Source organism: Variovorax sp. CF313 (assembly GCF_000282635.1).
Taxonomy (GTDB): Bacteria; Pseudomonadota; Gammaproteobacteria; order Burkholderiales; family Burkholderiaceae_C; genus Variovorax.
On the sequence record NZ_AKIW01000085.1, the window covers coordinates 39,919 to 65,214 of the forward strand.

General features: G+C 67.8%; 17 protein-coding genes and 2 pseudogenes. 15 read left to right on the forward strand and 4 right to left on the reverse strand.

What is annotated here, in order from left to right; translation table 11 throughout:
* The first annotated feature begins 55 nt into the window (after nucleotides 1–55).
* The 4 genes from PMI12_RS21100 to PMI12_RS21115 are packed head-to-tail and all read left to right on the forward strand — an operon-like array spanning nucleotide 56 to nucleotide 3,680.
* The gene (locus PMI12_RS21100; protein WP_007836517.1) at nucleotides 56–802 is read left to right on the forward strand and encodes a nitroreductase; all 747 of its coding nucleotides are present in this window, start codon (nucleotides 56–58) and stop codon (nucleotides 800–802) included.
* A complete protein-coding gene (locus PMI12_RS21105) occupies nucleotides 799–2,466 on the forward strand; it encodes an acyl-CoA synthetase (protein ID WP_007836519.1) in 1,668 nt (555 codons plus the stop codon). Before PMI12_RS21100 ends, PMI12_RS21105 begins: the two co-directional genes overlap by 4 nt.
* Nucleotides 2,463–2,909, forward strand: a complete 447-nt coding sequence (locus PMI12_RS21110) for a MaoC family dehydratase (RefSeq protein WP_007836520.1) — start codon at nucleotides 2,463–2,465, stop codon at nucleotides 2,907–2,909. The genes PMI12_RS21105 and PMI12_RS21110 overlap by 4 nt, the downstream gene beginning before the upstream one ends.
* Before the next feature lie 9 nt (nucleotides 2,910–2,918).
* Nucleotides 2,919–3,680, forward strand: a complete 762-nt coding sequence (locus PMI12_RS21115) for an SDR family NAD(P)-dependent oxidoreductase (RefSeq protein WP_007836521.1) — start codon at nucleotides 2,919–2,921, stop codon at nucleotides 3,678–3,680.
* Between the two features lie 45 nt (nucleotides 3,681–3,725).
* On the opposite strand, the pseudogene PMI12_RS21120 reads toward PMI12_RS21115, so the two are convergent.
* A pseudogene (locus tag PMI12_RS21120) lies at nucleotides 3,726–4,678 on the reverse strand (IS630 family transposase); the annotation flags it as partial.
* Nucleotides 4,679–5,158: 480 nt separating this feature from the next.
* Between PMI12_RS21120 and PMI12_RS28345 the strand changes: the two are divergent.
* The 4 genes and pseudogenes from PMI12_RS28345 to PMI12_RS21135 form a co-directional block, all read left to right on the forward strand.
* Nucleotides 5,159–5,416 (forward strand): annotated as a pseudogene (locus PMI12_RS28345) (helix-turn-helix domain-containing protein); the annotation flags it as partial.
* 167 nt (nucleotides 5,417–5,583) lie between these two features.
* Nucleotides 5,584–6,309 carry a serine hydrolase domain-containing protein gene (locus tag PMI12_RS21125; protein ID WP_049965875.1) on the forward strand — a complete coding sequence of 242 codons (726 nt, stop codon included), beginning with the start codon at nucleotides 5,584–5,586 and terminating at the stop codon, nucleotides 6,307–6,309.
* 321 nt (nucleotides 6,310–6,630) lie between these two features.
* Nucleotides 6,631–8,829 (forward strand): catalase/peroxidase HPI, encoded by a 2,199-nt coding sequence (katG, locus tag PMI12_RS21130; RefSeq protein ID WP_007836528.1) that lies wholly within the window; start codon nucleotides 6,631–6,633, stop codon nucleotides 8,827–8,829.
* 120 nt (nucleotides 8,830–8,949) lie between these two features.
* Complete coding sequence (locus PMI12_RS21135; protein ID WP_007836531.1) at nucleotides 8,950–9,342, forward strand: carboxymuconolactone decarboxylase family protein; 393 nt, start codon at nucleotides 8,950–8,952, stop codon at nucleotides 9,340–9,342.
* 20 nt (nucleotides 9,343–9,362) lie between these two features.
* Here the strand turns inward: PMI12_RS21135 and putA are convergent, their stop codons facing one another.
* Nucleotides 9,363–13,091 (reverse strand): trifunctional transcriptional regulator/proline dehydrogenase/L-glutamate gamma-semialdehyde dehydrogenase, encoded by a 3,729-nt coding sequence (gene putA, locus PMI12_RS21140; protein ID WP_007836533.1) that lies wholly within the window; start codon nucleotides 13,089–13,091, stop codon nucleotides 9,363–9,365.
* A 173-nt stretch (nucleotides 13,092–13,264) separates the two neighbouring features.
* Here putA and PMI12_RS21145 point away from each other — a divergent pair, with 173 nt between their 5' ends.
* The 3 genes from PMI12_RS21145 to PMI12_RS21155 are packed head-to-tail and all read left to right on the forward strand — an operon-like array spanning nucleotide 13,265 to nucleotide 15,621.
* Nucleotides 13,265–14,365 (forward strand): hypothetical protein, encoded by a 1,101-nt coding sequence (locus PMI12_RS21145; RefSeq protein WP_007836535.1) that lies wholly within the window; start codon nucleotides 13,265–13,267, stop codon nucleotides 14,363–14,365.
* Nucleotides 14,366–14,425: 60 nt separating this feature from the next.
* Nucleotides 14,426–15,037: a helix-turn-helix domain-containing protein gene (locus PMI12_RS21150; RefSeq protein WP_042673914.1), complete on the forward strand. Its 612-nt coding sequence runs from the start codon at nucleotides 14,426–14,428 to the stop codon at nucleotides 15,035–15,037.
* A complete protein-coding gene (locus PMI12_RS21155) occupies nucleotides 15,034–15,621 on the forward strand; it encodes a GNAT family N-acetyltransferase (protein ID WP_042673915.1) in 588 nt (195 codons plus the stop codon). Before PMI12_RS21150 ends, PMI12_RS21155 begins: the two co-directional genes overlap by 4 nt.
* Here PMI12_RS21155 and PMI12_RS21160 read toward each other — a convergent pair.
* Nucleotides 15,591–16,568, reverse strand: a complete 978-nt coding sequence (locus tag PMI12_RS21160) for a DMT family transporter (protein WP_007836540.1) — start codon at nucleotides 16,566–16,568, stop codon at nucleotides 15,591–15,593. The genes PMI12_RS21155 and PMI12_RS21160 overlap by 31 nt on opposite strands.
* Before the next feature lie 136 nt (nucleotides 16,569–16,704).
* Between PMI12_RS21160 and PMI12_RS21165 the strand changes: the two genes are divergently transcribed.
* The 4 genes from PMI12_RS21165 to PMI12_RS21180 all read left to right on the forward strand — a co-directional run bounded on the left by PMI12_RS21165 (nucleotide 16,705) and on the right by PMI12_RS21180 (nucleotide 24,495).
* The gene (locus PMI12_RS21165) at nucleotides 16,705–17,583 is read left to right on the forward strand and encodes a LysR family transcriptional regulator (protein WP_007836542.1); all 879 of its coding nucleotides are present in this window, start codon (nucleotides 16,705–16,707) and stop codon (nucleotides 17,581–17,583) included.
* 131 nt (nucleotides 17,584–17,714) lie between these two features.
* Nucleotides 17,715–22,466 carry a CapA family protein gene (locus PMI12_RS21170; protein ID WP_007836544.1) on the forward strand — a complete coding sequence of 1,584 codons (4,752 nt, stop codon included), beginning with the start codon at nucleotides 17,715–17,717 and terminating at the stop codon, nucleotides 22,464–22,466.
* A complete protein-coding gene (locus PMI12_RS21175) occupies nucleotides 22,463–23,419 on the forward strand; it encodes an alpha/beta hydrolase family protein (RefSeq protein ID WP_007836546.1) in 957 nt (318 codons plus the stop codon). Before PMI12_RS21170 ends, PMI12_RS21175 begins: the two co-directional genes overlap by 4 nt.
* Nucleotides 23,416–24,495 (forward strand): aldose epimerase family protein, encoded by a 1,080-nt coding sequence (locus tag PMI12_RS21180; RefSeq protein ID WP_007836547.1) that lies wholly within the window; start codon nucleotides 23,416–23,418, stop codon nucleotides 24,493–24,495. The genes PMI12_RS21175 and PMI12_RS21180 overlap by 4 nt, the downstream gene beginning before the upstream one ends.
* Before the next feature lie 31 nt (nucleotides 24,496–24,526).
* Here the strand turns inward: PMI12_RS21180 and PMI12_RS21185 are convergent.
* Nucleotides 24,527–25,296 (reverse strand): tetratricopeptide repeat protein (locus PMI12_RS21185; protein WP_007836549.1); only part of this gene is annotated, 770 nt, incomplete at its 5' end.

Sequence of the window (25,296 nt, forward strand, 5' to 3'; positions counted from 1 at the left end):
GACAGCAGCCAAACCTAGGATCTCCTGCAGTTCGCGAACAAGTGCAAGGAGACAAATGCATCGACTATCCCATCCGCCCTCGCTCGACGACCAGGATCTGCGGCTTGCCGTCGACTGGGCGATCGTGTCGCGCCGCAGCGTGCGCGCTTTTCTGCCTCGCGATGTATCGAACGAGCAGGTCGCCGACATCCTGGACGTGGCACGCTATGCCGCTTCCGGGATGAACACGCAGCCCTGGCATGTGCATGTGGTGCGCGGCGCGGTCAAGGACCGGATCAGCGCGGCTATTGCAGAGATCGACAATGATCCGGAAAGAAGCGTCGCGCTGAAGGAGCCCTACGAGTACTACCCGGTAACGTGGACATCGCCGTTCGTCGACCGGCGCCGCAAGGTGGGGTGGGACCTGTATGGCCTGCTGGAGATCGAGAAGGGCGACAAGGCGCGCATGCACGCCCAGCACGGGCGGAACTACAGGTTCTTCGATGCGCCGGTGGGCCTCTTTTTCACCGTGGACCGGGTGATGGAGCAAGGAAGCCTCATCGACTACGGCATGTTCCTGCAAAGCGTCATGGTCAGTGCGCGAGCGCGCGGGCTGGACACCTGTCCGCAGGTCGCTTTCACGAAGTTCCATCGCGTGATTGCCGCCGAACTCGGCATACCGGACAGCCAGATGCTGGTGTGCGGCATGAGCCTCGGCCACGCAGACATGTCTCGTGTCGAGAACACCTTGGTGACGGAGCGCGAGCCGGTGGAACGCTTCACTACCTTTCACGACGATACGCGCAAGGAGGTCCGCTCATGAGCACAAGCATCTATGACAAAGGCCTGGACCGCACCGCGGCCAATTTCGTTCCGCTGAGCCCGCTGCGCTTTCTCGATCGGGCTGCCGATGTCTACCCGGATCGCACAGCAATTGTTCATGGCGAGCTTCGCCGGTCATGGGCGCAGACCCGCGAGCGTTGCTATCGCTTGGCATCTGCCTTGAGCAAGCGCGGCATCCGCCGCGCAGACACCGTTTCCATCATGGCGCCGAATACGCCGGCTATGCTGGAGGCTCATTTCGGCGTTCCACTCTCCGGTGCGGTGCTGAATGCGATCAACTCGAGGTTGGATGTAGAGGGACTCGCGTTCATCTTGCGGCACAGCGAGTCCAGGCTGCTGTTGGTGGACAGGGAGTTCGGTGCATTGGCGAAGCAGGCAGTTGCGCTTCTGGACAACCCGCCATTTCTCGTAGACATCAATGACCATGAAGCTCCGGACGGCGAGGCCGTGGGTGATTTGGACTACGAGACGCTCCTGTCCGAAGGAGACCCCGACTTCGATGGCGTTTGGCCTACCGATGAGTGCGAACCCATCGCGTTGAACTACACATCGGGCACCACGGGCGACCCGAAAGGCGTGGTGCCGAGTCATCGCGGCACCTATCTCATGAGCCTGTTGCAGCTGACCGACTGGGCCGTTCCCAAAGCGCCCGTCTACCTGTGGACACTGCCGATGTTTCATGCGAACGGTTGGTGCTTCACATGGGCCATCACCGCCGCCGCGGGTACGCACGTGTGCATGCGCAAGGTCACGGCGGCCGGCATTTACAAGGCACTCGCCGACCACAAGGCGGATCACTTCTGCGCGGCGCCCACCGTCATGGGCTTGCTGGTGAATGCGCGCGATGAAGAACGTCGGCCTCTCCCCGGCCGCGTGCGTGTTCTCACCGCCGGGTCGCCTCCGCCCGCCGCTGTGCTGGAGGCGGCAGCGGTGATGGGCTTCGACGTCGATCATGTCTACGGCATCACCGAGGTGAGCGGAACGCCGGTCAGTTGTGCGTGGCAACCGGCATGGGATGGGCTGAGCGCGGCCGAACGGGGGCGGCTCCAGGCCCGCCAGGGTGTTCGTGCCGCGGCGCTGGAGGGTTTGCAGGTCGTCGACCCCGAGACGATGCGCCCGGTGCCATTCGACGGAACCACTGCAGGAGAACTGGTGATCCGCGGGAACACCGTCATGAAGGGCTATCTGAAGAATACGGCTTCGACGCAGAAAGCCTTCGAAGGCGGCTGGTTCCGCACCGGCGACATCGCGGTGGTTCATGCCGATGGCTACGTGCAGATCACCGACCGATCGAAGGACGTGATCATCTCCGGCGGTGAGAACATCTCGTCCGTCGAAGTCGAGGACATTCTGCACCGGCATCCTTCGATCCTCTACGCGGCCGTTGTGGCGCAGCCCGACGAGAAGTGGGGGGAGGTGCCATGCGCTTTCATCGAGCTCAAGCCGGAGTCTCTCGGTCTTCAGGAATCCGAGGTCATCGCCTTCTGCCGTGAACGGCTGGCGCATTTCAAGTGCCCACGCAAGGTGGTGTTCACCGCGTTGCCAAAGACGGCGACCGGGAAGATCCAAAAGTTCAGACTTCGCGAGTTGGCCGGCAGCCAGTCCGCCATCACTCGCCTTGCCGATTTCTCCGTGCGTGGATGAGCGAGAAATTCGACCGAGTCGAAGTGGGTCACCGGTTCACCGGCGTCCATACCTTCGATGAGGCCCAGGTTCGCACGTTCGCGAGTGCGGCGGGCGACACCAATCCGTTGCATCACGATATCGCATTTGCCGAGGCCTCCCGATACGGTCGATTGATCGCCAGCGGAACGCACACAACGGCGCTGTTGCTGGGGCTGACGGCTTCGCATTTTTCCCGGATGCATTCGGTCGTGGGCATCTCGTTTTCCGTCGATCTGCACCGGCCGGTCTACGCCGATGCGACGGTCTGGATGGAATGGGAAGTCATTGCGGTCACGCACGGCGATCGCGGTTCACAGCGGGTGACGCTTCGGGGATCGATGCGTGACGAGGTAGGTGAAGAGTGCGTGGCTGCACGGGGCACCATTCGAGTCGGTGCGCCCATGAATATTTCAAATCAATAGGAGATCAGAATGCGAATTGAAGGCCATAGCGCGCTGGTGACGGGCGCGGCATCGGGGCTGGGTGCAGCCACAGCGAAGGCGCTCGCCAAGGCGGGTGCAAGAGTCGCCTTGCTCGACTTGAGCAAGGAGCGGGCTTCGCGGCTCGCGATGGAGATCGACGGCATTGCCGTCGAATGTGACGTGTCGGATGGACCTTCCGCGGAGCGTGCCGTCGCGGCCGCTGCGGCCGCGCACGGTCCTGCTCGCATCCTCGTGAACTGTGCCGGCATTGCGCCGGGCGCGAAGATCGTCGGGCGCAACGGCCCGATGGCGCTGGAGGAGTTCAAGCGCGCGGTGGACATCAATCTCGTCGGCACCTTCAACATGATCCGGCTTGCCGCTGCGCAGATGATGGCGCTCGAGCCGATGGAAGATGGCGAGCGGGGCGTGATCGTGAACACAGCGTCGGTCGCGGCTTTCGAAGGACAGGTCGGGCAATCGGCGTATGCGGCTTCGAAGGGCGGCGTCGTCTCACTCACGCTCCAGGCGGCGCGCGAATTTGCATCGGCGGGCATCCGCGTCTGTACCATCGCACCAGGCCTGTTCGAGACGCCGATGATGGCCGGGATGCCTGAATCGGTGCGCAAGAATCTGGCGTCAGTCACCCCGTTTCCTCAGCGGCTCGGCCGGTCCGAAGAGTATGCCGAGCAAGCACTCAACATGGTGCGCAGCGTCATGCTAAACGGTGTGACGCTCAGGCTGGATGGAGCGCTGCGGATGCAGCCGCGCTGAAGGCTCGCCGCTGCGATAAGAGAAGAGCGCTAAAGATGGCCGGCTCTAGTGCCCTGTCCCGCTGATACGTGAGCAAAGTCGATGCAGCTTCTCAAGGATCGAGTCGGCGGTGGCGGCCCACTTGAAAGGCTGGCATTCGGTGTTGTAGGCGGCAACGAAGCGATCAATACGTTGTACGAGCTGCTTGACGCTGGAGAATGAGCCGCGGCGGATGGTCTTGTCGGTGATGAGGGCGAAGAAGCGTTCGACCTGATTGAGCCAGGAGCTGTAGGTCGGAATGAAGTGAATGTGCCAGCGCGGGCGAGTCGCCAACCACGCCTTGATCTGCGCATGGCTGTGGGTGGCGTAGTTGTCGACGATGCAGTGGATGTCCAGCCCGGGCGGCACGGCCTTGTCAATCTCACGCAGGAACGACGGGAACTCCTGATGCCGATGGCGCGGCTTGCACGCCGCAAGCACCGCACCGTTGAGCACGTTCAGCGCCGCGAACAGCGTGGTTGTGCCATGGCGCTTGTAGTCGTGGGTGACGCCCTCGACATAGCCGAACCCCATGGGCAGCATTGGTTGTGTGCGCTCCAGCGCCCGGCACTGACTTTTCTCGTCCACGCAGATGACCAGCGCGTTGTCCGGTGGGATCAGATACAGGCCGATCACATCGCGCAGCTTCTCGATGACGAACGAGTCGTTGGACAGCTTGAAGCTGTCGGTACGGTGCGGCTGCAGGCCAAAGAGTTGGACGCAGCGCTGCAAACTGGTCCTGGAGATGCCTGTCTCGGCGGCCACCGTGCGCACGCTCGGTGCGTCGAGCCGTTGGCCGGCTTGGTGAGCAGCGTGGTTTTGATCAGGTGCTCCACGCGTTCGTCGTCGATCGTGCGCGGCTTATCCGGGCGCACGTCGTCGTGCAGGCCTGCGATGCGTCGCTCGATGAACCGTGCCCGCCACTTGCCCACCGTCTGCTTGGTCAGCTTCAGCCGTGCGGCGATCGCGTTGTTCGGCTCGCAGAGCTTGCACCAGCACTGCAAGGGTTCAAAGTCCGAGTTCAGGGAGAGTTGCTCTCTACTCCCTCGCGGGTCTACTACCAACTGAGTGACCTCCGGTCGGTGATCGCAAATTCAGCTGGCGAAACTCGATCGCTCGCGCTCTGTCTAGGGATGAGACACTGGGATGGATTCGTTCGCGAGGATTGTCTGCGCAGATCATTGCCATCGATCAGCCATGGGGGCTTCAAGAAGCTCAGCGAACTTGTCAGGAAGCAGGCCTACCTCGAGGTGGCCGATGCCCCAGACGGCACCGGCTTCGTTCATGTCGAAGTTCGTCCCAGATAGAACAACTTTAGGTGGCCAACGCGGCGCCGCACGACAGGGCGCTGCGCTGTTGATTGCCACCAAAAATTGACCCTCTAAAGCCAGTAATTTCCGTCTAAGACTGACCCACGTAAAACTCTACCCTGCTCATTTTTAAAGCAGGGGATCCTAGGAGTGATAGACGTGGCGACATTGAGTGTCATCAGACGCTGGGCCCTGCGCGAGCAGATGTCCATCCGCGAGATCGCAAGGCGTACAGGCCTGTCTCGCAACACCGTAAAGAAGTACCTGCGAGCGGGCGAAGAAGAGCCGCGCTACGCCAAGCGGGCGAGCTCGAGCAAGCTCGATCCCTATGCCGAGAAGCTCGCGACCTGGCTCGCGATCGAGGCCACCAAATCGCGGAAACAGCGGCGCAATCTGCGGCAGATCCACACAAAAAGGAGAACACCAAGCACTTATCCACACCGTGAAGCCTTCAGGCTCACAAAGCGGGTGGGTCAGTATTCGATGGAAATCTCGGGTCAGAGATCGGCGGAATCCAACAGAACGGGTATTGGCACCGCTTTCGACCGCATCTCGCTGATTCGCAAGCCGATCTGGTGTCCGATGCGCGCCTGCAGGCGGTCACGATGCGCATGGCGCTGAACCATACTTCCGGTCTGCCCAACTGGGCTGGCGGACCTCTGGGCTTCGATCGCAAGCCCGGCGAGCGGTGGCAATACTCGGGCGAAGGCTACGTGCTGCTGCAGCGCGCCGTCGAGGCGGTCACGAACGAGAAGCTCGACGACTTCATGGAGCGCCAGGTGTTCCAGCCGCTCGGCATGACCCGCAGCGGATACTCGAGCAAGCCGCGCCTGGAGAAATACATCGTCCCACGCGTGGGCAAGGGTGGCGCACCGATGAAGCTGCGGCCTTTCCTCACGCCAGTGTCCGCGTTCACGCTCTACACCAGCGCGCACGACTACGGCCTCTTCCTCGCGGCGCTGCTCAACGATGAACGCTCGCTGCGACAGATCGTCGAGTCCCCAGTGCCGGTGAACCCGAAGCTGAATCTGAGCTGGGGACTGGGCTGGGGCCTCGAACAAGACAAGGCCGACACCCTCATCTGGCACTGGGGCAACAACCCCGGCTACCGAGCCTTCGTGATCGCATCGCCGCGAACTGGAGACGGCTTCATCATGTTCACCAACAGCGATGGCGGCCTGCGGCTGGCCGAGCCGCTGAGCAACAAGATCCTGCCGGGACCGCACAAGCTGTTCCGTTTCCATCTGCTGCGCGAAGGGCTCGACAACCTGCTTTGCGAGACGTTCGATGTCTGCCTCTAGCATCGGCCTGCGAGTCAACCAGCAGGCAGCTACCTTCGACATCGACATCGAAGATCTTCTACCCCGCGGTGCATGAAGGCGCGCGCCGCCCGCGGCCTGGACCTGGTCGCCATGCGCGGGCAACTGGCCGCGCGCAAGGAAGAGCTGATGGAGGAACTCGGCGCCATGGCCTGAGTTCGCGCGCAGGGGTTCTCCGCAAGACCGAAGGCGATCTCATAGCAGTGCGCTATGAGATCAATATGCTCAATCTGGTTGTTGAAGGGACAGTCCAAACCTAGACTGGCTCCGATCGCGAGTGATCGACAACCAAAGGAGAACCCCTTGTCCGATGAAACGAAGTGCCCCTTCCCGGGCCATGCGCGCACGCACTCCATGACGGGTGCTTCGGCAAATGCAGGCTGGTGGCCCAACCAGCTGAACCTGAAGCTGCTGCACCAGCACACCGCCAAGTCCAATCCCATGGGCGAGGCGTTCGACTATGCCGAGGAGTTCAAGAGCCTCGACCTCGACGCGGTGATCAAGGACCTCCAAGCCCTGATGACCGATTCGCAGGATTGGTGGCCCGCCGACTACGGCCACTACGGCCCGCTGTTCATCCGCATGGCCTGGCACTCCGCGGGCACCTACCGCACCTCCGATGGCCGCGGCGGCGCGGGCAACGGCGCGCAGCGCTTCGCCCCCCTCAACAGCTGGCCCGACAACGGCAACCTCGACAAGGCGCGCCGGCTGCTGTGGCCGATCAAGCAGAAATACGGCCGCAAGATTTCCTGGGCCGACCTGATGATCCTCACCGGCAACGTCGCACTGGAGTCGATGGGCTTCAAGACCTTCGGTTTCGCCGGCGGCCGCCCGGACATCTGGGAGCCCGAAGAGGACATCTACTGGGGACCGGAAGGCAAGTGGCTGGCCGACGAGCGCTACAGCGGCGACCGCGAGCTCGCCAATCCGCTGGCCGCCGTGCAGATGGGCCTGATCTACGTGAACCCCGAAGGACCGAACGGCAACCCCGACCCGCTCGGCTCGGCGCGCGACATCCGCGAGACCTTCGCCCGCATGGCCATGAACGACGAGGAGACCGTGGCGCTGACCGCAGGCGGCCACACCTTCGGCAAGGCCCATGGCGCGGGCGACCCGGCCAAGGTCGGCGCGGAGCCTGAAGGCGCCGACATCGAGGAACTGGGCCTGGGCTGGAAGAACAGCTTCGAAAGCGGTATCGGCGTCCACACCACCACCAGCGGTATCGAAGGTGCCTGGACCCCCACGCCCACCAAGTGGGACAACAGCTACTTCGAGACGCTGTTCGGCTACGAATGGGAACTCACCAAGAGCCCCGCGGGCGCGCACCAGTGGAAGCCCAAGGGCAGCACCGGCGCGGACACCGTGCCCGATGCGCATGACCCGGCCAGGCGCCACGCCCCGATGATGACCACCGCCGACATGGCCATGCGCGTCGATCCGGCCTACGAGAAGATCTCGCGCCGCTACATGGCCAACCCGCAGGAATTCGCCGATGCGTTCGCCCGCGCCTGGTTCAAGCTGACGCACCGCGACATGGGGCCGCGTGCCCGCTACCTCGGCGCGCTGGTGCCGAAGGAAGAGCTGATCTGGCAGGACCCGATTCCCGCCGTGGACCATCCGCTGGTCGACGACAAGGACGTCGCGGCGCTGAAGGCCAAGGTCCTCGCCTCGGGCCTCACCGTATCGCAACTCGTGGGCACGGCCTGGGCCTCGGCCTCGACCTTCCGCGGCAGCGACAAGCGCGGCGGCGCCAACGGTGCGCGCATCCGCCTCGCGCCGCAGAAAGACTGGGAGGCCAACCAGCCGGCCCAGCTGTCGAGGGTGCTATCGGTGCTGGAAGGCATCCAGAAGGAGTTCAACGGCGCGCAGTCCGGCGGCAAGAAGGTCTCGCTCGCCGACCTGATCGTGCTGGCCGGCAATGCGGCGGTCGAGGCCGCGGCGAAGAAGGCCGGGCAGGACGTGACGGTGCCCTTCTCGCCGGGACGCATGGACGCTTCGCAGGCGCAGACCGACGCTGTCTCCTTCGCTCCGCTGGAGCCGCAGGCCGACGGTTTCCGCAACTATCTCCGCAAGGGGATCGACGGGGCGTCCGCCGCGGGGCTGCTGCTCGACAAGGCGCAGCTGCTGACCCTCACCGCGCCCGAGATGACGGTGCTGGTCGGCGGCCTTCGCGTGCTGAACGCGAACGTGGGCCAGTCCGGCAACGGTGTCTTCACCAAGCGCCCGGAGACTCTGAGCAATGACTTCTTCGTGAACCTGCTCGACATGAACACCGGGTGGAAGAAGTCCGCGACGACCGACGGCGTGCTGGAGGGACGCGACCGCAAGACGGGCGCGCTCAAGTGGACGGGCACGGTGGCCGACCTCGTGTTCGGTTCCAACTCGCAGCTCCGCGCGGTCGCGGAAGTCTATGCGGCCGGCGATTCGCAACAGGTCTTCGTGCGGGACTTCGTGGCCGCCTGGACCAAGGTGATGAACCTCGATCGCTTCGACCTGCGGTGATTGCGGGCGGCCGGTCGCGGCCGCGCCGAGCAGCAATACAGCCCGAGCCTGGTTCCGGAGAGTCCCGAACCAGGCTCGGGCGTATTCAAGGACAACAGCCTTCGACACCAGGAGCCTTGCATGAAACCCCAGCCCATCGAATACGCCGCCGCTTCCGAGGAAGTCAGGGCGGTCTTCGACGACATCAGGACCACGCGCAACGTGCCGGACGTCAACAATTTCTGGAAGTACCTCGCCAACGACCCGGCCACGCTCAGGCGCACCTGGAGCAGCCTCAAGGAAGTGATGGCGCCCGGCGCGCTCGACCCGGTCGTGAAGGAGATGGTCTATCTCGCCGTGAGCGTCACCAACAGCTGCGGCTATTGCATCGCGAGCCATCACGCCGGTGCCGAGAAGGCCGGCATGACGCCCGCGATGTTCGCCGAGCTGATGGCCGTGGTCGGCATGGCCAACGAGACCAACCGGCTGGTGAACGGCTACCGCGTGCCCGTCGATCCGGCCTTCGACAAATAGCGGGTGTCGGCGGCGCGCGTTCAGCCGATCGTCATCAGGCTCGCGTTGCCTCCGGCCGCGGCCGTGTTGATGCTGAGTGCGCGCTCCACCACGAGGCTTTCGAGCGGTATGTCCGCGTCGCCGGGCGCGAAGGCGCGTACGCCGACGATCGGGCCCGGGCGCGCCGCGATGCGCTGCATCACGCCCGGCAGGCCTTGCGCGCTGCCGTGGCGCAGCGCGGCGTCGAACACCACTGTGTCGGACGCCCAGTCGTTCGCGATGGCCACGCACTGCTGCACTTCGGCCGGCAGCGAAGCGCGAAGGCCCTGCGCGGCGGCGTCGGCGGGCCAGATCGCGGTGCTGCCGACCGACAGCACGGCGGCCAGCTGCGCCAGCCGGTCCGCTTCTGCATCCGCACCCGGGTCGACCAGGCACAGCACCGCTTCGCGCGGCGCCAGCGTGTAGACGTTGCGCTCGCCGGTCGGGCCGGCCAGCGTGCGCGAACTGCCCGAGCGCGACTGCGCGGCAAAGCGCGCGCATTGCGCCGCCAGCGCGGGGCGGCCGGTGGCTTGCGCCCAGCGCGACAGCGCCGACAGTCCGGCCTGCGGCGCCGAAGCGGCATCCGCCACCGCGCGCGCCATCGCATCGTCGGGCCGCGCCGACAGCATGCGCAGCATGTACAGCGGCCCGCCGGCCTTCGGCCCGGTGCCCGACAGGCCCTCGCCGCCGAACGGCTGCACGCCCACCACCGCGCCGACGATGTTGCGGTTCACATAGACGTTGCCCGCCTTGGCGTTCTCCACGATCTGCGCGATGGTTTCGTCGATGCGCGTGTGCACGCCCAGCGTCAGCCCGTAGCCCGTGCCGTTGATCTGCCCGACCAGCGCACCCAGGTCGCGGCGGCGGTAGCGCACGAGGTGCAGCACCGGTCCGAACACCTCGCGCTGTAGCTCCGCGATGCTGTCGAGCTCGATCAGCGTGGGCACCACGTAGGTGCCGTTGCGCGTGTCGTGCGCGTATTCGCGGGCCTGGCGGAAGACCTTGCGGCCCTTCGAGCGCATGGCCGCGATGTGGCGCTCGATGCCGTCGCGCGCCTCGGCGTCGATCACCGGGCCGACGTCGACGGCCAGCCGCGCGGGGTTGCCGATGGAGGCCTCGGCCATCGCGCCCTTGAGCATCTCGACGAGCCGGTCGGCAGCTTCCTCCTGCACGCACAGCACGCGCAGCGCGGAGCAGCGTTGTCCGGCGCTGTCGAAGGCCGAGGCCATCACGTCCGCGACCACCTGCTCCACGAGCGCCGACGAGTCGACGATCATCGCGTTCTGCCCGCCGGTCTCCGCGATGAGCGGCACGGGTGCGCCATGCGCGCCCAGCCGCTGCGAGAGCGTCTTCTGCAGGATGCGCGCCACCTCCGTCGAGCCGGTGAACATCACGCCCTGCACGCGCGCGTCCGCCACCAGCGCGGCGCCGACGGTTTCGCCCCGGCCGGGCAGCAGCTGCACCGCGGCGCGCGGCACGCCGGCCTCCCACAGCACGCGCACCGCCTCGGCCGCGACGAGCGGTGTCTGCTCGGCTGGCTTGGCCAGCACCGGATTGCCCGCCGCGAGCGCGGCCGCCACCTGGCCGGTGAAGATCGCCAGTGGAAAGTTCCACGGGCTGATGCAGACCATCGGGCCGAGCGCGCGGTGGGTGTCGTTCGAGAAGTCGCTGCGCGCCTGCGCCGCGTAGTAGCGCAGGAAGTCGACAGCCTCGCGCACTTCGGCGATGGCGTTGGCGAACGTTTTTCCGGCCTCGCGCGTCAGCAGGCCGAGCAGCCGGGGCATGCCTTCCTCGAGCTTGCCGGCGGCGCGTTCGAGCAGGGCGGCGCGTTCGGCGGGTGGCGTGGCGGCCCATGCCGGAGCGATGCCATGGGCCTGGGCAATGGCCGATTCGACGTCGGCCAGCGTGGCTTCCTGCACCTGTCCGACGATGTCGCGATGGTCGGCGGGATTGGCGACGTCGGCCGCCTCGCCGTGCGGCACGGCTTGCGCGAGCATCGGCGCCGCGTGCCAGTTTTCAAGGGCGCTGCCGGCCAGCGCATGGCCCAGTGCGCGAAGGCTGTCGTCGTTTGCGAGGTCGAGCCCTTGCGAGTTGGCGCGCTGCTGGCCGTACAGCGCCGCGGGCAGCGCAATGGCCGGATGCGGCAGGCCCATCGTGCCTTCCTGCGCAGCCATGCGCTCGACCGTGGCGACCGGGTCTTCCACCAGCGCGTCGAGCGGGATCGCCGGGTCCGCGATGCGGTTCACGAACGAGGTGTTGGCACCGTTCTCCAGCAGGCGGCGCACCAGGTAGGCCAGCAGCGTCTCGTGCGTGCCCACCGGCGCGTAGATGCGGCACGGCCGCCCGAGCGGGCCGACCACCTGTTCGTACAGCGGCTCGCCCATGCCGTGCAGGCACTGGAACTCGTATTGCCCCGGCTGATAGCGCGACGGCTCCGCCATCGTGTAGATCGCGGCCAGCGTGTGGGCGTTGTGGGTCGCGAACTGCGGGTAGACGGCATCGGGCGCATCGAGCAGCTTGCGCGCGCAGGCGAGGTACGACACGTCGGTGTAGGCCTTGCGCGTGTAGACCGGGTAGCCGCCGAGCCCGTCGATCTGCGCGCGCTTGATCTCGCTGTCCCAGTAGGCGCCTTTCACCAGGCGCACCATCAGCCGGTGCCGGCTGCGGCGCGCGAGATCGACCACGAAGTCGATCACGAACGGGCAGCGCTTCTGGTACGCCTGGATCACGAAGCCGATCCCGTTCCAGCCCGCGAGCGCCGGCTCGAAGCACAGCCGCTCCAGCAGGTCGAGCGAGAGTTCGAGGCGGTCGGCTTCCTCGGCGTCGATGTTCAGGCCGATGTCGTACTGCTGCGCCAGCAGCGCGAGCTCGCGCAGCACCGGATACAGCTCGGCCATCACACGCGCGTACTGCGCGCGGCTGTAGCGCGGGTGCAGCGCAGAGAGCTTGATCGAGATGCCCGGCCCTTCGTACACGCCGCGGTGGTTCGAGGCCTTGCCGATCGCGTGGATCGCCTCTTCGTAGGCCATGCGGTAGCGCTTCGCGTCTTCCATGGTGAGCGCCGCTTCGCCGAGCATGTCGTACGAATAGCGAAAGCCCTTGGCCTCCAGCTCGCGCGCATTGCCGAGCGCCTGTGCGATGGTTTCGCCGGTGACGAACTGCTCGCCCATCATGCGCATCGCCATGTCCACGCCCTTGCGGATCAGCGGCTCGCCGCCCTTGCCGATCAGGCGCGTGAGCACGGCTGACAGGCTGGTTTCGCTGTGCGTGGCCACGAGCTTGCCCGTCAGCAGCAGGCCCCAGGTCGCGGCGTTGACGAACACCGAAGGGCTGCGGCCCGCATGCGATTGCCACTGGCCGTGCGCGATCTTGTCGCGGATCAGCGCGTTGCGCGTCTCGGCATCGGGAATGCGCAGCAGCGCCTCGGCCAGGCACATCAGCGCCACGCCTTCCTGCGACGACAGCGCGTATTCCTGCAGCAGGCCCTGCACGAGGCCGGCGCGGCCGCCTGCGTTCTTGCGGTCGCGCAATTGCTGCGCGACGCGGTGGGCGAGTTCCTGTGCTTCCTCTGCCTGGCCTTTGGGCAGCCGGGCCTGCGCGAGCAGCGGTGGCAGTGCCTGCGGTTCGGGGCGGCGACAGGCCGCTGTGATGAGGGCGCGCAGCGGCGAGGGATCGGGCGGCAGTCCGTCGGCGAATGCCGTGAAGGAAGAGGGCAGAGGGTCGGGGCTCATGGGAGGTTTGTGCTGGGAATTGTTGGATGATCCGCGTCCCGATGCCGAATTTGTGTTCAAAGAACGGCGCTTCGGTAGAGTAAATCGCTATGTAAAGCAGCGGACAAGTCAGGTTCGTCGCGGGCGGTGGGCAGAGAATCCGCGTTCCGTTCCATCCCGGGAGTCGCACGAACATGCTCAGCTACAGATGGTTCTTTTCCTTGGCCCTCGCGGCCGCGTGCATCGCGCCCTGGCCGACGCATGCGGCAACGGCCGATGCCTCCACCTGTTTGAGTTCGGCCGCCGCTGGATGCTTCCGCAGCTTCACACCGCCAGGAGCCGGAGGCGCGCTGCACTACTACTCCTCGCTCGATCCCGATGCACCGGCGACAGGCGCCACCGCCGGGCCGACGAAAGCGCTGATCGCCATGCACGGCCATTCGCGCGACGCCAACAAGACATTCGAGGCAGCGCTGAGCACCCTTCGCAACGCCGATACGCTCGGCGACACGCTGGTGATCGCGCCGCTCTTCCAGGTCGCGGCCGACAAGGCGGTGGCCGGACGCTGCAACACGGTGGGCGTGCCCGTCGCGCAGCCCGGCGACCTGCTGTGGACCTGCGGCTCCTGGCTCGAAGGCGCGCGCTCGGCCTCGGGCAGCCGCGTCGGGTCCTTCGCGGTGATGGACGCGCTGGTGGCCGACATCGCGCTGCGCTGGCCCAGCCTGCGCACCATCACCGTCGCGGGTTTCTCGGCGGGCGGACAGTTCGTGCAGCGCTACATCGCCTTCACGCAGCACGACGGCACGGCGGCGGGCAATCCGGCGATGCGCTACGTGGTGGCCGATCCGAGCACCTGGCTCTACTTCGATCCGGTGCGTCCGCAGCTCTCGCCTGACGGCGCCTCCGTGACCGGCTTCTCCGTGCCTGACGCATCCGCGTGCCCGCAGATGAACCGCTGGAAATACGGCACCGACGGCCTGCCCGCCTACTTCGGGCGCACCGCCGCGCAGGCGCGCCAGCAGTACGTGCAGGCCGACATCAGCTATCTCGAAGGCGCGCTGGACAGCAACGACGCGAAGGGCACGGCATACCGCGTGCTCGACAAGTCCTGCGCGGCGCTTGCGCAAGGCTCGTTTCGCATGCAGCGCGGCCTGGCCTACGCGCAGTACGACCGCAAGCTGCTCGCGCCGGACAAGCGCCGGGAGGTCGTGGTGGTGCCGGGCTGCGCGCACGACGTGGCCTGCGTGTTTCCCTCCGAGGCGGCACGCGCCGCGCTGGTCGGCCCTTCTCGCTGATCCGAGCAGCCTGCCGGCGGGCTTGACGCGATGTCCTTTATGATGGACATTTCATCCAATATGAAGGAAATCAAGGAGTCGGCCGAAACGGAAGTCCCGTCCGGCCTCAACGACCGCATCGCCCAGCGCGTGCGCGACCTGCGCGCGGCCCGAGGCCTCTCGCTCGATGCGCTGGCCACGCACTGCGGCGTAAGCCGCTCGATGATCTCGCTGATCGAGCGCGGCGAAAGCAGCCCCACCGCCGTGCTGCTCGAGAAGCTCGCAACCGGTCTCGGCGTGTCGCTGGCTTCGCTGTTCGAGGCGCCCGCGCCCGCCGCCGATCCGGTGTCGCGCCTGGCCAGCCAACTGCAGTGGCGCGACCCGCACTCCGGCTATGTGCGGCGCAACGTGTCGCCGAGCGGCTTCGCATCGCCCATCCAGATCGTCGAAGTGATGTTCCCGCCCAAGGCCCGCGTGGCCTACGAAACAGCGGCGCGCGAACCCCTGATTCACCAGCAGGTGTGGGTGCTCGACGGCGTCATCGAACTCACGCTGGGCGACGAGCGCCACCGGCTCGAAACCGGCGACTGCCTGGCGATGGTGCTCGACCGCCCCATGAGCTACTACAACCCCTCGCGCAAGACCACCCGCTACGCCGTCGTGATCGCTACCGCGCCCTTTTCCTGGAGATGAACATGCCGACCCTCACTGCCGATGCGCCGCGCATCCGCCTGCTGTCCACCGTCACCGGCACGCAGCTGCAGGGCCTTGCCGCCGTGCTGGCCGATTGCGTCGAGGGCGGCGCGTCGGTGAGCTTCATGCAGCCGCTGGCCGAAGAACGCGCCCAGGCCTTCTGGCGCCACGTGGCCGACGGCGTGGCGCGCGGCGAACGCGCGTTGCTGGTGGCCGAGGACGCCGAAGGCATCGTGGGCACGGTGCAGCTCGTGCTGGCCCAGCCCGAGAACCAGCCGCACCGCGCCGAGGTGTCCAAGATGCTCGTGCACCGCCGCGCACGCCGCAAGGGCATCGGCGCGCTGCTGATGCAGGCGGCCGAACAGGTGGCGCGCGAGCACGGCAAGACGCTGCTGGTGCTCGACACCTCCAGCGCCGAGGCCGAGCGGCTCTATGCGCGCGTGGGGTGGACGCGGGTGGGCGCGATTCCCGGCTTTGCCCTGTTGCCGCAGGGCGGGCTGTGCGCCACCACCTTCTTCTATCGCGAGCTGATCGAACAGGGCCCTGGCAGTGATCATGGCGCGGCGGCTCCGCAGGTGCGGTAGGTCTGCGGCGCCGGTGTGACCTGCGCCGCCTTTGCCGCGGAAGCCTTGCGGTTCGACGCCGTATGGAGCAGCAGCGCCACCACCACCATCGCCATGCCCACGGCCTCGTTCACCGTAGGCAGCCTGCCCAGCGCCGCGCTCATCAGCAGCGCCGACACCGGCACGAAGTTCAGGAACGCCGTGCCCGTGACGGCCCCGAGCGTGCGCACGCCGTAGTTGAAAGCCAGCACCGAGATGGCCGAAGGCACCACGCCCACGAAGAACAGGGCCTGCCAGGACAGGCGCAGGCCTTCCAGGCTGGGCACTGCCGACCAGCCCAGCACAGCGGCCCCGATTGCCGCGGCCAGCAGCACGGGCCACGAGGCCAGCACCGTGAGCGCGGTGTACTCGATCACGTCGAGCCCGGGAAAGCGCGTGGCGCCGCGCGTGTACCAGACCCAGCCCAGCGTGCCGGCGAACGCGATGGCGTCGCCGAAGAGCGTCGTCGACCCAGCGGACGCACCCGCGCCGAACAGCAGGCCCGACACGATCGCCACGCCCGCCAGCGCCAGCGCGCTGGTCAGCAAGGTCGCTCGCGACGGACGCACGCCGTCGAGCGCCCAGCGCACCAGCTGCGCGGTCATGGGCGTGGTGGCGATGATCACCGCGCCGTGCGAAGGCACCGAGTGCGCGAGGCCGACCAGCAGCATCACGCTGAACACGCCGAAGCCGGCCGCGCCGCGCAGCGCCAGCGGCCCCGCATGCAGCCGCAGCTTGCGCCAGGGCGCCGCGCCGCGCGGCAGGATCAGCAGTACGAACAGCAGCGCCGACAGGGTGTAGCGGATCAGCGTGAACCACACCGGTTCGACATGGTGCAGCACGCCCTTGCTCACAAGGAACAGGGAGCCCCACCCGGAGGTGGCGAGCAGCAGCGCGGCGATGCCGCCCAGGCGTTGGCGTTGGAACATGGGGGAGCCTCTTCTTGCAATGATCGATGCCCCAAGAATCGGTGCTGGAGGCCGCCATTGCCATTCGCTTCTTTGGACAGGGGGCTCCAGAAAAACGAACGGACCGATCCGGCCCTGAAGCTCACAATCCATCGCCATGGAGCTCTATCAACTCAAGACCTTCGTCGCCATCGCGAAGGAAGGCAGTCTGACCCGCGCCGCCGAGCGCGTGTTCACCAGCGCGCCGGCGGTCAGCGCGCAACTCAAGGCGCTGGAAGACGAACTCGGCGTGAAGCTGTTTGAGCGCACGCCGCGCGGCATGTCACCCACCGAGGCCGGCCTCAGCCTGCTCGAAGAGGCCGAACGCACGCTGGCCTCCGCCACGCGCATGCGCTCGGCGGCCGATCAGCTGCGCGGCGCCGCGCAGGGCGTGGTGCGTTTCGGCACGGTGGTCGATCCCGTGGCGCTGCGGCTCGGCGAGGTGCTGGTGAAGCTGGCGGAACGCCATCCGCAGGTCGCGCTGCAGCTGAGGCAGGGGCTGTCGTACGAAACGCTTTCCGCCGTGCAGCGCGGCGACCTTGATTGCGCCTACGTGCTCAGCGACAGCGAGCAGATCGAAGGACTGGAACTGCGCCGCCTCGGTGCGGTCGATCTCGTCGTGGCCCTGCCGTTGCCCGTCGCCGAGGCGCACCCCGGCCTGTCGCTCGACCAGCTCACGAACATGCCGTGGGTAGGCACGCCGCCTTCATGCATCCTGCGCGTGCATCTGGAAAAACTGTTCGCCGGCGCGGGCCGCGAATACCGCCAGGGCCGCACGGCCGACGGCGAGAGCGCCATCCGCAGCATGGTAGCGAGCGGCATGGGCGCGGGGCTGATGCGGCTCGACCAGGCCGAGCAGGGCGAGCGCAACGGCGAGCTTGCGATATGGAACGGCTGGCGGTCGCATACGTGGCTGTGCTGGGTTGCACGGGGGGAGGGCAAACGTCCCGTGGCGGTGGAGGCGGTGCGCAGCGCGGTGATGGAGGCCTGGGGCTGAAACGATGCCTCTCGTTCGGGGCGCGCTCGCGCCGACGGGGTGCCCTGTGCACGCACCTCCGAAACGCACCCGACGCGGCGCAAAGCATTGCCGCGGGGTACCATCCCCGCCGCCGCAACGCTCCGCTCTCCATGAACGCTGAAATCGCTGCCCTGCCCGCCTCCAATCCTCTCGCCGATCTGCTGAGCCGCGCCCGGCAGGCCCTGGCGGATACGGCGGGCGCGCTGCCCGTGCCATCGACCGCCACCAACGAGGCGGGCTGCGTGGTGTTCCTGGCCGTCGGCGAAGACAGCAGCCGGGCCCGCGTGGCTTCGGGCCGGGGCGCTGACTTCGACGCCGCGTGGCGTGCCGCCGCCGAGCAAGCGAAGCGCACCGGCCAGGCAGCGCAGCGCCTGCGCGCCGAGGTGGTCGACAAGGTCGAGCCCATGAGCTGGGGCGCGCTGAAAGCGAAGTTGGCGCAGACCAAGCGCAACTACTTCAACGAGGGCATCGCCTTCGATGCGCGCTTCGAAGTCGCGCTGCTCGCGCAGGAAATGCTCGGCAGTGCGATCCTCTACAACGGCGACGTGGAGCATGCCGAACCCAATACGGGCAACCTGCGCCTGCACTGCAAGCGGCGCTTCGGCCGCGAGATCGACTTTCCCTCGAACGACGCGGCGCGGGTCTGGTGCTTCACCACGCGGGCCGTGTACGTGGACGCCGAGGGTGCCTGGCCCCTCGCCGCCGAAGGGCAGGCGGCCGGATTCCGCGAGCTGCGCGAATGGAACGCGCCGCAGGTCCACGCGCTGATCGACGCCGCCGGCAACTACCTGGCCGAGCAGGTCAAGCCCACAGGCGAGTTCCACTACGGCTGGTTTCCCTGCTTCGACCGCCCCATTCCCACCTACAACACGCTGCGCCATGCCAGCTCCACCTACGCAATGCTGGAGGCGTGGGAGCTCACGCGCAGCGACGCGCTCAAGGCGGCCATCGACCGCTCGCTGGCCTTCCTGACCGGCAGGCTGATCCGCCAGGCCAAGTTGCCGGACGGCACGCGCGCCGCCTACCTGCTGGACATCGGCAGCGAGATCAAGCTCGGCGGCAATGCCGTGTGCCTGCTCGCGCTGGTCAAGTACACCGAGCTCTCGGGCGACCCGCAATACCTGCCGCTGCTGGAGCAGCTCGCGCTCGGCATCCGCCACATGCAGGACCCGCAGACCGGCAGCTTCGTGCACGTGCTCAACGCGCCCGCGCTCGACGTGAAAGACAGGTTCCGCGTCATCTACTACGACGGCGAAGCCGCGTTCGGCCTGATGCGCCTGTACGGCCTCACGCGCGACGCGCGCTGGCTCGCGGTCGTCGAGAAAGCCTTCGAGCATTTCATTGCCGCCGAGCATTGGCGCGCGCACGACCACTGGCTGAGCTACTGCGTCAACGAACTCACGCGCTACAGGCCCGAGACGCGCTACTACCGGTTCGGCCTGCAAAACGTGTCGGGGTACCTCGACTTCGTGCTGGAGCGCATCACTACCTTTCCCACGCTGCTCGAACTGATGATGGCCGCGCGCGACATGGTGCTGCGGCTGGAGGCCGACCCCGCATTGCGCCCGCTGCTGGTGGAGCTCGACCGCGACAAGTTCGACCGCGCGCTGGCGTACCGCGCGCGCTATCTCGCCAACGGCCATTTCTGGCCCGAGCTGGCGATGTTCTTCCGCAACCCGGCGCGCATCGCGGGCTCGTTCTTCATCAAGCACCACAGCTTCCGCGTGCGCATCGACGACGTGGAGCACTACCTCTCGGGCTATGTGGCGTACCACCGGATGCTGAAGGCGGGCGAGGCGCTGCAGCAGGCAAAGGCGGCGACCGGCGTCGTCGCCTGGGGCGGCGACGTCAACCTCGCGCGCCGCCAGCACTACCGGCTGCACGAACTCGGCGGCGCGCACAGGATGCTCGGCGGCATCGCCGCGCTGCGCGAGGCCGACCTGCGCATCGTGAACCTCGAATGCGTGGTCGCCGCCAGCGGCGAGCAGGGCGTCGACAAGGGCGAGTCCGCTCCCTACTACTACCGCGCCCGCCCCGAAATGCTCGCGGTGCTGACCGAGGCCGGCATCGGCATGGTCGCCACCGCCAACAACCACAGCGGCGATTACGGCCCCGATGCGCTCATGGAGCAGCACGGCCTGCTGGATGCTGCGGGCATCGCCCATGCCGGCACCGGCCGCACGCCGGAGGCCGCGCTGCGGCCCGCGTTCCGGCGCGCGGGTGGCGTGCGCGTGGCGCTGTTCTCGCTCGACGCCACGCAGTCCCGCTTTGCTGCCACTGCCGCACGCGCGGGCGCTGCCTGGCTGCCGCTGGGCGACCCGGCCGCCTGGACCGCCACGCTCGCACCGCGCATCGAGGCCGCGCGCCGCGAGGCCGACGTGGTGCTCGTGGCGGTGCATTGGGGCGACAACCTGGAGACCCAACCGACGCAGGCCGAGATCGCCGTCGGCCATGCCATCGTCGATGCCGGGGCGGACGCGATCCTCGGCACCTCGGCGCATGTGCTGCAGGGCATCGAGATCTACCGCGGCCGGCCGATCCTGCACGACGCCGGCGACCTGCTGTTCGATTCGGTGCGCAACGACTTCGGGGATTCGGGCGTGTTCTCGCTGACGCTGGGCCCGCGCGGCGTCGAGGAAGTGATGTTCACGCCCATCGGCGTCGGCTTCGGCTTCTCGCGGCAGCTCGCGGGCGACGAGGCGCAGGCACTGAGCGAACGCTTCGCCGCGCAATGCCGCGCGCTCGGCACCGAGATGGTCCCGGCGGCCGGAGGCCGTTGCGCGGTGCGGCTGTCGCCGCCCGAGCGGCCCGCCTTCCGGCCCGAACCGGCTTCCGCGGTTGCGCCGGTTGCGCGGCCGGCGCCCCTCGTCGGTGCTGTGCCTGCACCGCGGCCCGAGTGGCTGGCCGACGCGGTGCCTGGCGACGCGCGCATCACGCCGCTGCAGATCGGCCCGCTGCGCCTGGTGGGCGTTCGCTGCGCGCCTCGGCAGATCGTCGGGCGCCGGCTGCTGTGGGTCGAATCGTTCTGGACCGTCGATGCGCCCCTCGCGGCCGACCTGCGCGTGCAATTTCGCGCGTTGCCGATGCGCAGCACCCGCATGCCGCCATGGGGCGAGGGCATGGAGCACGACCCCTGCGACTGGATGTGGCCCACCAGCCGCTGGGAGCCCGGCCGCATCTACCGCGACCGCTACGGCCTGCGTGCGCCGCGCGCCGGCCTGCTGGAAAGCGACGTGCTGCAGCTCGAAGTGCGCGTGCGCGGCGACGCGCCCGAGCTGCCGCCAGCGCGCCGGCTCCCGCTGTGGTGCGGCCTGCGCGTGCCTGATTTTCCGACGCCCTTGCCCGAGCGCGCCGCGCCCGTGCTCGCGGCCGACCGCCCCGGCGCGGGCTTCGAGCTCGAGCCTGTGTGGACCGCCGCGCAGCTGCAGCAGATCACCGGCGGACACTGGCTGGTCGAGCCGCCGCCCGGATGGTCCGTCAACTCGGTGGTGCGCGGGCCGGTCCACATGGGGCTGCTGCCGAAGCCCTCTCTCTTCATCGCTTCCGACTACCGCACGCTCGCCGCGCACGAGAACTACAGCAAGCCGCGCACCGACAACTGGGACCGTCACCTCGAACTGCCCGGCCTGCACCCTGCGCTGGCCGGCGCCGTGGTCGCGCACCCGGTCGACGGACTCGACCCGGCCTTTCCGCTGCTGCAGGTGAACGACCCGATCGCCGCGATGCTGGCCATGGGCGCTGCCGCACGGGCGCGCTACAAGGGCTTCGTGGTGGGCGTGACCGGCACGGTCGGCAAGTCGTCCACCATCGCGATGCTGCGCGACCTGCTGCCCGAGCGTGCGCGCGTGCACACCACCATCGACAACTACAACTCGCGCGTCGGCGTGCCGGCCATGCTGGCCAACCTCGGGCCCGACGTGGACGTGTGCATTCTCGAAATGGCGCAGAGCGGGCTGTGGATGGACCGCGGCCCGATCTCGCTGGTGGCGCGGCCGCACGTGGCCCTCATCACCGAGATCGGCCTGTCGCAGACCCGGCAGGCCTCGACGCTGGAGCTCACGGCCGCCTACAAGTCGCGCATCTTCCTGGGCCTGGAGCCCGGCGGCGTGGCGATCGTGCCCGACCACATTCCCTGCCTGCGGCAGGTGGTGGATGCCGCCGCGTGCACGGCCGGTGCGATCTGGGTGGTGGGCAGCGGGCCCGACGCGAACGTGCGCCTGCTCGATACCCGGCCCGAAGCGCGCGGCGGCTGCCGCGTGCGCATCGCGATCCCGGGGCGCACGCTGGAATACCTGTTCCCGGTCGAGAGCGCGGGGCTGGTGCGCAATTCGGCGCTTGCGCTCGCGGCCCTGCTCGCCATGGGCTTCGACGGCGAGGCCGCCTGCGCGCGCATGCCCCAAGTGCGCCTGCCGGCCTCGGTGATGCAGGTGCGCGCACTGCGCACGCAGGCCGGTGTGCAGGCCACGCTGATCGACGACAGCTGGAACGCGGAGATCATGTCGATGCGCAACGCCATGGAGTTCGTGCGCAACTGGCAGCGTGCGGAGAGCGGCCCGGTGGCGCGCAAGATCGGCGTGCTGGGGCGCATCGTCAATCTCGACGGGGAAGCCGAGGCCATGCACCGCGGCCTGGCCGCACCGCTGCTGGCATCCGGCATCGAGCACCTCGTGACGCACGGCGACGAGATGCGCTGGCTGCGCGAGGAGGTGCCGGCCGAACTGCTCGGCCCGCACTTCGACGACGCCGCGCAGCTCGCGGGCTACCTCGGCGGTTTCCTGCGCGACGGCGACCTCGTGCTGGTGAAGGGCGACCGCGTCGGCTCCGACTTCGGCCGCGTGCCCGGGCTGCTGCAACGGCTATGAAGACGCCGGGCCTCTTGCTGCGGTACATGCGCGGTGTCCTGGTGCTGCTCGCGCTGGTGCAGGCGGCCTGCGCGCAGCGCACCGGCCCCGACGTACCCCGGCCCTTCGTCGCGAGCAACGACGAGGTGCTGCACTGGAACCAGCCCGCCGACCGCGCGAGCTGCCCCGACCGGCCCGGCTACCTGTGGGTGCGGCCTGCCGAGGGGCCGGCCTGCATCCGCTACTTTGCGAGCGACGACATCGACGGTGCGCGCATGGCCATCGTGCAGTTCTCGGGCGACCGCGACGGCGTGATGGACCAGGCGCCCGAGCGCATCCCCGGCAACACCGAACCCCTGCGTACGCTCGACGCGCAGCGCAGCCGCGACCGCGCCGGCGTGCCGTGGATCTTCATGGCGCGGCCCGGCACGTACGGCTCATCGGGCGATCACCGCAAACGCCGCCAGCTGGTGGAGTTCCACGCGCTCGATGCCGCGCTCGATGCGCTCATGCAGCGCCACAAGCTGCAGCGCATCGTCATCGTCGGCCACAGCGGCGGCGCCACCGCGGGCGCCGCGCTGCTCACGCTCGGCCGCACGCGCGTGGCCTGCGCGGTGCTCACGTCGGGCGCCTACGGGCTGCTTGAGCGCGCACGCATGCTGGGCCGCTCCAGAGACGGCCGCACCGACACCACCGGCAGCGCGCAGTTCTACGACCCGCTCGACCACGTGGGCGGCATCGCGCGCGACCCGGCGCGGCGCATCGTGCTGATCGGCAGCCGCGACGACAGGAACACGCCCTTCGCGCTGCAGGAGCGCTTCGCCGACGCCGTGGCCAAGGCCGGCCACCGCATCGAGCTGCGCACGCACGCGGGGGAGCCGCCCGACTACCACGATCTCAAGGACAGCATCGCGCTGCGCACCGCCTCGCAGTGCGCGCGCGAGGCGATGCTTCAGCAAGCAGGAAATACATGAGCAAAAGCAACATCACGTCGCGCGAGTTCGGCCGCATGCCCGACGGCCGGCCGGTCACCGAATACACCCTCGACAACGGCCGCGGCCTGAGCCTGAGTGCCATCAACCATGGCGGCATCGTCACCGCGTTGCGCGCCCCCGACCGCCACGGGCGCAGCGGGAACATCGTGCTGGGCCTGCCCACGCTCGCCGACTACCTCAAGCCGCATCCGCATTTCGGCACCATCGTCGGACGCTTCGCCAACCGCATCGCGGCGGGGCGCTTCACGCTCGACGGCACGTCGCATCAACTGGGGCTGAACGACGGCGTCAACTCGCTGCACGGCGGCGCGAAAGGCTTGGGCACGCGCTTCTGGGAGATCGTGCCGGTGACGGTGCAGGAGGCCGGCGGCGACATCGGCATCGAGCTGCGCTACACCAGCGCCGATGGCGAAGAGGGCTACCCCGGCGAGCTGCGGCTGACAGTGCGCTACACGCTGTCGGCAACCGCCAACACATGGCGCATCGACTACAGCGCCACGACCGACAAGCCCACGGTTCTGAACCTGAGCCATCACGACTACTTCAATCTTGGGGGCAGCGGCTCGGTGATGGACCACCGCCTGACGATTCCCGCGAGCCGCTACTGCCCGGTGGACGCGACGCTGATCCCGACCGGCGTGGCCGACGTGGCTTCGACGCCGTTCGACTTCCGCACCGCGACCCGCATCGGCGAGCGCATCCGCGAAGGCCACGATCAGCTGCTGCTCGCGCATGGCTACGACCACAACTGGGTGCTCGACAGGGCTCAAGCCGAGCACGGCCTTGCGCTCGCGGCGCGGCTGGAGCACGAGGCCACGGGCCGCGTCATGGAAGTGCACACCAGCGAGCCCGGCGTGCAGTTCTATTCGGGCAATTTCCTCGATGGCAGCCTCTTCGGCAGCGCGGGCGCGAGCCTGCGGCAGGGGGACGGGCTGTGCCTGGAGACCCAGCATTACCCCGACTCGCCGAACCGGCCGGAATTTCCGTCAACGGTGCTGCGGCCGGGGGAGCGCTTCCACAGCGCGACCGAGCATCGGTTCGGGGTGCTTGGCTGAGCCTTCGTGCATCCGGTGCGGCGCGGGGACTTCAGTTCCATCGCCGACCCGGTGCAGTCAAGTCCCGCGCGTCCACGCGCGTGTGAGCGGACAGCAGGCCGCGCTTGGCACCTTCGAGCTGGCTGGTGCGCTGGGATGATGGTGCCGGCGCCTGCGGCGGCGAAGAGATGCCAGGCACCACGGCCTTGGCGGCATCGATGAGCGTCTTGGGCTCGCTCATGTCCCACTGGGGCAACGGTGCCGGGGGAAGCGGCAGCACCTTGTCGAGGTTGGGGAAGCGCAGGTCGGGATTGAAGTAAAGGGCGTCCGCCAGAATCTTGTAGCGGCGGGCGCGAGCCTTGTCAGGTCCGGTCGTGATCGGATTCGCTCCGTCGTTGAACGAGGCGAACAAATAACCTGCACTTTTTTGGCTACCAAACTTGACGCCTTCGTGTAGCACCTTGAGTGCGCGGGAATAGTCCTCACCCAAGGTCGGATCATTGCCGTTTAGATCCGCCCCAAGCTCGTATGCGGCGGGGCCATAGCCTTGTGCGAATGCGCACTCCAGCATCTTGCGCGAGATTGTCCTGTTCGCCCAGAACGATGGCGGATCGTTGTAGACACCAATCAGCTTTTGCCCAATGTATGTCTGCGACGCCATGCTTCCCATGTCCGCCGCCCTCTGCCAGAACGCATACGCCACCGTCGCATCCTGCTTGAGCGATCCAATGCCGCCCATGTACATCGTGCCCATGTTGTCCCAGGCCGCCGGCACACCCTTGCGCATCAGGTCTTCGGTCAGCTCGATGGCCTTCTCGGGGT

What these genes read in the sequence shown, in the direction of transcription:
- PMI12_RS21170 (WP_007836544.1), top strand. Translation starts at nt 17,715, where the DNA reads ATGAACGCTGAAATCGCTGCCCTGCCCGCCTCCAATCCTCTCGCCGAT.
- PMI12_RS21160 (WP_007836540.1), bottom strand. Translation starts at nt 16,568, where the DNA reads ATGTTCCAACGCCAACGCCTGGGCGGCATCGCCGCGCTGCTGCTCGCC.
- PMI12_RS21115 (WP_007836521.1), top strand. Translation starts at nt 2,919, where the DNA reads ATGCGAATTGAAGGCCATAGCGCGCTGGTGACGGGCGCGGCATCGGGG.
- putA (WP_007836533.1), bottom strand. Translation starts at nt 13,091, where the DNA reads ATGAGCCCCGACCCTCTGCCCTCTTCCTTCACGGCATTCGCCGACGGA.
- PMI12_RS21110 (WP_007836520.1), top strand. Translation starts at nt 2,463, where the DNA reads ATGAGCGAGAAATTCGACCGAGTCGAAGTGGGTCACCGGTTCACCGGC.
- PMI12_RS21155 (WP_042673915.1), top strand. Translation starts at nt 15,034, where the DNA reads ATGAACATGCCGACCCTCACTGCCGATGCGCCGCGCATCCGCCTGCTG.
- PMI12_RS21150 (WP_042673914.1), top strand. Translation starts at nt 14,426, where the DNA reads ATGAAGGAAATCAAGGAGTCGGCCGAAACGGAAGTCCCGTCCGGCCTC.
- PMI12_RS21175 (WP_007836546.1), top strand. Translation starts at nt 22,463, where the DNA reads ATGAAGACGCCGGGCCTCTTGCTGCGGTACATGCGCGGTGTCCTGGTG.
- PMI12_RS21165 (WP_007836542.1), top strand. Translation starts at nt 16,705, where the DNA reads ATGGAGCTCTATCAACTCAAGACCTTCGTCGCCATCGCGAAGGAAGGC.
- PMI12_RS21105 (WP_007836519.1), top strand. Translation starts at nt 799, where the DNA reads ATGAGCACAAGCATCTATGACAAAGGCCTGGACCGCACCGCGGCCAAT.
- PMI12_RS21135 (WP_007836531.1), top strand. Translation starts at nt 8,950, where the DNA reads ATGAAACCCCAGCCCATCGAATACGCCGCCGCTTCCGAGGAAGTCAGG.
- PMI12_RS21100 (WP_007836517.1), top strand. Translation starts at nt 56, where the DNA reads ATGCATCGACTATCCCATCCGCCCTCGCTCGACGACCAGGATCTGCGG.
- PMI12_RS21145 (WP_007836535.1), top strand. Translation starts at nt 13,265, where the DNA reads ATGCTCAGCTACAGATGGTTCTTTTCCTTGGCCCTCGCGGCCGCGTGC.
- PMI12_RS21180 (WP_007836547.1), top strand. Translation starts at nt 23,416, where the DNA reads ATGAGCAAAAGCAACATCACGTCGCGCGAGTTCGGCCGCATGCCCGAC.